The 4,635-nt window shown below is 41.7% G+C and carries 6 protein-coding genes; 5 read left to right on the plus strand and 1 reads right to left on the minus strand.

Annotation, left to right across the window (positions count from 1 at the left end):
* A partial coding sequence (locus tag AC058W_RS00365; protein ID WP_479389523.1) for a glycoside hydrolase family 3 C-terminal domain-containing protein occupies positions 1-2,011 on the minus strand: 2,011 nt, incomplete at its 3' end.
* A gap of 137 nt (positions 2,012-2,148) precedes the next feature.
* Between AC058W_RS00365 and AC058W_RS00370 the strand changes: the two genes are divergently transcribed.
* The 5 genes from AC058W_RS00370 (at position 2,149) to AC058W_RS00390 (ending at position 4,213) form a co-directional block, all read left to right on the plus strand.
* Positions 2,149-2,601 carry a hypothetical protein gene (locus AC058W_RS00370; RefSeq protein ID WP_479389524.1) on the plus strand — a complete coding sequence of 151 codons (453 nt, stop codon included), beginning with the start codon at positions 2,149-2,151 and terminating at the stop codon, positions 2,599-2,601.
* The gene (locus AC058W_RS00375; protein WP_479389525.1) at positions 2,576-2,911 is read left to right on the plus strand and encodes a helix-turn-helix domain-containing protein; all 336 of its coding nucleotides are present in this window, start codon (positions 2,576-2,578) and stop codon (positions 2,909-2,911) included. The genes AC058W_RS00370 and AC058W_RS00375 overlap by 26 nt, the downstream gene beginning before the upstream one ends.
* A gap of 93 nt (positions 2,912-3,004) precedes the next feature.
* On the plus strand, positions 3,005-3,238 hold the full coding sequence (locus AC058W_RS00380) for a threonine/serine exporter family protein (RefSeq protein WP_479389526.1): 234 nt from the start codon (positions 3,005-3,007) through the stop codon (positions 3,236-3,238).
* A gap of 19 nt (positions 3,239-3,257) precedes the next feature.
* The gene (locus tag AC058W_RS00385) at positions 3,258-3,770 is read left to right on the plus strand and encodes a threonine/serine exporter family protein (protein ID WP_479389527.1); all 513 of its coding nucleotides are present in this window, start codon (positions 3,258-3,260) and stop codon (positions 3,768-3,770) included.
* A complete protein-coding gene (locus tag AC058W_RS00390; RefSeq protein ID WP_178760793.1) occupies positions 3,767-4,213 on the plus strand; it encodes a threonine/serine exporter family protein in 447 nt (148 codons plus the stop codon). The genes AC058W_RS00385 and AC058W_RS00390 overlap by 4 nt, the downstream gene beginning before the upstream one ends.
* The last annotated feature ends 422 nt before the right edge of the window (positions 4,214-4,635 follow it).

The raw sequence follows: 4,635 nt of genomic DNA on the forward strand, positions 1-4,635 counted from the left end.
GCATCGGAATGACCTGGCTGCTGGAGAGTTCGATGGTTTCAGAGAGACGGATATCTCTGGAAGATGCACCGACCAGGATCTCATATTTGCCGCTTGCTGCATACCAGTCATGTAATTCAGTATTGTACCATGCAAAGCTGCGCTTATCCAGTTCCATGGTAACTGTTTTGGTTTCACCAGGAGTAAGCTGAACTTTCTCAAAGCCTTTCAGTTCTTTTTCGGGACGGATTGCAGAGGAAGTCATATCTTTGACATAGAGCTGGACAACTTCTTTTCCTGCAACGCTGCCGGTATTTGTCACATCTACAGAAATAGAGATGGTATCTTTTTCTGTCGGAGTTGTGTTTGAAATCTGCAGATTGCTGTATGCAAAAGTAGTATAGGAGAGTCCGTATCCGAATGGATAAGCAACTTTCATCTGCTTGGTATCATAATAACGATATCCTACAAATACACCTTCACGGTATTCTACTTTATCACCGCCGCCAAAGTTCAGATAAGATGGATTGTCAGCTAGTTTCACCGGAATTGTTTCGGCAAGTTTACCGCTTGGATTTACAACACCATAGAGGATATTTGCAACAGCGGCACCACCTGCCTGACCGCCAAGGTAAGCTTCCAGAATACCTTTCACATCGTTGATCCATGGCATTTCCACAGGAGAGCCATTGTGAAGAACGACCACAGTATTTGGCTGAACTTCCAGAATTTCAGCAATAAGACGGTTCTGGCATTCAGGCAGTCTCATATGAGAACGGTCATATCCTTCAGACTCAAAACTGTCCGGAAGTCCGGCGAAGATCACAACCTTATCAGCAGCTTTTGCAGCCTGAACTGCTTCAGCAGCCAGCTTTTCATCATATAAATCTTTATCAGCAGGAAATCCTTCTGCGTAAGTAACCTGTGCATCAGCAGGAACAGATTCCAGTGCATTGGCAATTTTAAAGCAGTTAATATGAGAACTTCCGCCGCCCTGGAAACGCGGTTTTTTGGCAAAACCACCTACAAAAGCTACTTTTTCAGATGCTTTCAGAGGCAGGATCTGGTCTGCGTTTTTCAGAAGGACCATAGATTCTTCTGCAATACGGCGTGCCTCTTCATGGTCTTTTTCCATGGTAAATTCCTGCGGTGCACGGTGGTCGGCATATTTGTAAATAATATTCAGGATACGTTCTACAGCCTGATCCAGAACTTCTTCTTTCAGAGTTCCATTATTTACAGCTTCCATGATCAGAGCATCGTTTGTTCCGTTGGAACCTGGCATCTCCAGTTCCAGGCCGGCTTCCAGACCCTTCACACGGTCATTGACAGCACCCCAGTCAGACATTACATAACCTTCAAATCCCCAGTCATTGCGGAGAACATCGGTAAGAAGCCATTTGTTCTCGGAAGCAAAAGTACTGTTAATCTGATTGTAGGAGCACATAAATGTATATGGCTGAGCCTTTTTTACAGCAGTTTCAAATGCTGGGAAATAAATTTCGCGGAGTGTTCTTTCATCTGCTTCGGAAGAATTACTCATGCGGTGATATTCCTGATTGTTAGCTGCAAAATGCTTGATGGAAGTTCCCACATGCTGGGATTGTACACCATTGATAAATGCAGCAGCAATTTCACCTGCAAGGTATGGATCTTCTGAATAGTATTCGAAGTTTCTTCCGCAGAGCGGAGAACGTTTAATATTGACAGCAGGTCCTAAGACAACAGATACGTCATTTGCCTGTGCTTCTCTTCCAATAGTTTCGCCCATGGCTTCCATTAAGCTACGGTCAAAAGAGCAGGCACTTAAAGCAGCAGGAGGGAAGCAGACTGCTTTGATACTGTCGTTCATTCCAAGATGATCTCCCTTGTCATCCTGCTTACGAAGCCCGTGAGGACCGTCACTTACCATTACCTCCGGGATTCCAAGTCTTTCCACGCTTTTCAGATGCCAGAAATCAAGCCCTGAGCACATGCCTGCTTTTTCTTCCAGAGTCATCTGGCTGATGATTTTCTTTAAATCACGATTCATAATAAATTCCTCCATAAGTTTATTAAACCGATTGTTTGTGTTGCCTTTATCTGGACTATATCACCTGTAAATGATAAAATATAGTAAAATATTGCTATAAATAATAAAATATTGCTGTATACGCGAGAGGAATAAAGATGCAGGAGAAAAATAAGGAATATAACGAAAAAGAACAACAGATTGCAGAGAACAGAAGCAGGAATACTCTATTTGAGAGACGTGAGAATTTACAGAAACATGAATCGTATGCCAGTGAGCGTCGGCAGTATGATGCTATCAGGAATGGACAGACAGACAGAATACAGTCCGTTTTTCAGATCACACCGGATGGAACCCCTGGAATCCTGTCCAGAAATGAACTGCGAAACAGTAAAAATATGTTTATCGCAGGAATTACGCTGTTTACCAGAGCTGCCATTGAAGGTGGTGTACCTGAAGAAACTGCTTATGCATTAAGCGACGGTTATATTCAGACAGTAGAAGAGTGCACCAGTAAATCTTCCATAGAAAAGTTATTACAAAAAGCAGCCCTGAGATTTGCCCGAGGAAGTGCAAAAGTCCGGAATGAGACATTACAGCAGAGAAATTGAAGCGGCAGTAAAATATATTCATCTTCATCTGCATGCTTCTATCACACTGGAAGAAACTGCAGAGGCAGCAGGGATCAGTGCCAGTTATCTTTCCAGATTATTTAAAAAAGAGACAGGAATGTCTATTGTAGATTATATTCAGAAGGAACGGATAGAAGCTGCCTGTAATATGCTGACCTATTCAGATTATACAGCAGCACAGATCAGTGAATATCTTTGCTTTTCCACACAGAGCTATTTTATAAAAATTTTCAGAAAATACACAGGGACCACACCTGCGAAATATAAAAAATATAAAGTTCAGGACTAATATTTTATGAAAGCACTAGAAAAATAGAAGTTGTATTAGCGGCAGTTAAGCTTTATACTTATAGCAATTCCATAAAATTAAAGGAGTATTCCTATGCAGACGTCCAAAGATTTTTTACACATTTTTCTTGATATGGGTGACGCACTGTTAAATAGCGGTGCAGAGATTTTTCGGGTGGAGGATACGCTGAACCGAATGGGTTATGCCTGTGGTGCCGCACAGATGAATGTTTTTGTGATCACATCCAGTATCGTTATTACCATGGAATTTCCGGGAGAAGGAGCGCGGACACAGACCCGACGGATCAGGGGAAAGTGGTGGAAATGATTTTACAAAACTGGAGCAGTTGAATGATCTGAGCCGTCGTTTCTGTAATCATCCTGTTCCGGCGGCAGAGCTTCGGAAGGAATTTGATAAAATCAATAAAAATAAAACAAAACCGCTATGGAAACTTCTTGGAAGCCTTCTGGCCGCATGCAGTTTTGCCTTTTTTTATGGTGGAAGTATTCCGGATGCTGTTGCAGCAGGAATTGGGGCTGTTCTGATCTGGGGACTACAGCAATATCTTCGTCCGGTATGCATGAATGAAGTGACTTTTCAGTTTGTGGCGTCTTTTCTTACAGGCTGTGCAATCTGTGGATTAACCTTGCTGTGTCCATTCCTTCACATGGATAAGATTATGATTGGCGACATTATGCTTTTGATACCGGGGCTGATGTCAACAAATGCAATCCGGGATGTACTTATTGGCGATACACTTTCCGGAATTATCCGCCTGATCGCTGCTTTACTTCTTGCTGCGGCACTGGCACTTGGATTTATGGGGGCAGTTATTTTATTTGGGAGGTTTGGACTTTGACTGTAGCAATCATTATACAATTAATTACCGGAGCCATTGGCTCTGTAGGATTTGGAATTCTTTTTCACATGAAAAAGAAATATCTGCCTCTGGCAGCAGTTGGCGGCTTCCTTAGCTGGCTGGTGTTCCTTCTGGGAAAAGAATTCTGGGGAAATGTTTTTCTTCCGACGCTGATGGCTGGCTTTGTTACAGATGTGTATGCAGAAATTCTTGCGAGAATCTGTAAAGAAACATCGACATCTTTTTTTGTTACTTCCGTAATCCCTCTGATTCCCGGAAGCACTCTTTATTATTGTATGAACAGCATTGTGGAGGGAAATACAGTTCAGGCATTGGAATATGGACGGGATACCTTTCTTTTCGCTTTTGGAATTGCAGCAGGAATGAGTATTGCGTGGTCAATCTGCTATTTTCTGAGAACTGTAAGGAAAAAGCAGAACTGACCTGGCAAGAAAGAAAATTCCCGATGTAATAACACACACCCGTTTTACTCCGCAGATGCAAACGTGAGAACGTACCCGGAAATATGAAGTAGAACAGATATGGCATAAATAATAATAACAGTGCTATAATCCATAACAAAATCCCGTTTTCGACAGTTGATGAAAAATAAAATGGGCCAGAATCCCTTGATTTTATTGGGGTTCTGCCGTTTTTGTATGGTTAAAAAATGTTGTATGGAAATACTACCTTGAATTTTTTTGATTTTTTTATTCAGTTCTTTTGACAGATAGTATTTTTTATCAAGATCAAGCCTAGTTATCGCATTCAGGCAGTACATATTTGAGAATTGGTGTAGGTTGATATATAGCACATATCCTCGATATTTTCCACATCTATACCGTTGAAAAATTTGTTTTCATCA

The sequence above is a fragment of the Blautia sp. CGZ-1-C1 genome (assembly GCF_056504575.1).

What these genes read in the sequence shown, in the direction of transcription:
- AC058W_RS00370 (WP_479389524.1), top strand. Translation starts at nt 2,149, where the DNA reads ATGCAGGAGAAAAATAAGGAATATAACGAAAAAGAACAACAGATTGCA.
- AC058W_RS00375 (WP_479389525.1), top strand. Translation starts at nt 2,576, where the DNA reads ATGAGACATTACAGCAGAGAAATTGAAGCGGCAGTAAAATATATTCAT.
- AC058W_RS00380 (WP_479389526.1), top strand. Translation starts at nt 3,005, where the DNA reads ATGCAGACGTCCAAAGATTTTTTACACATTTTTCTTGATATGGGTGAC.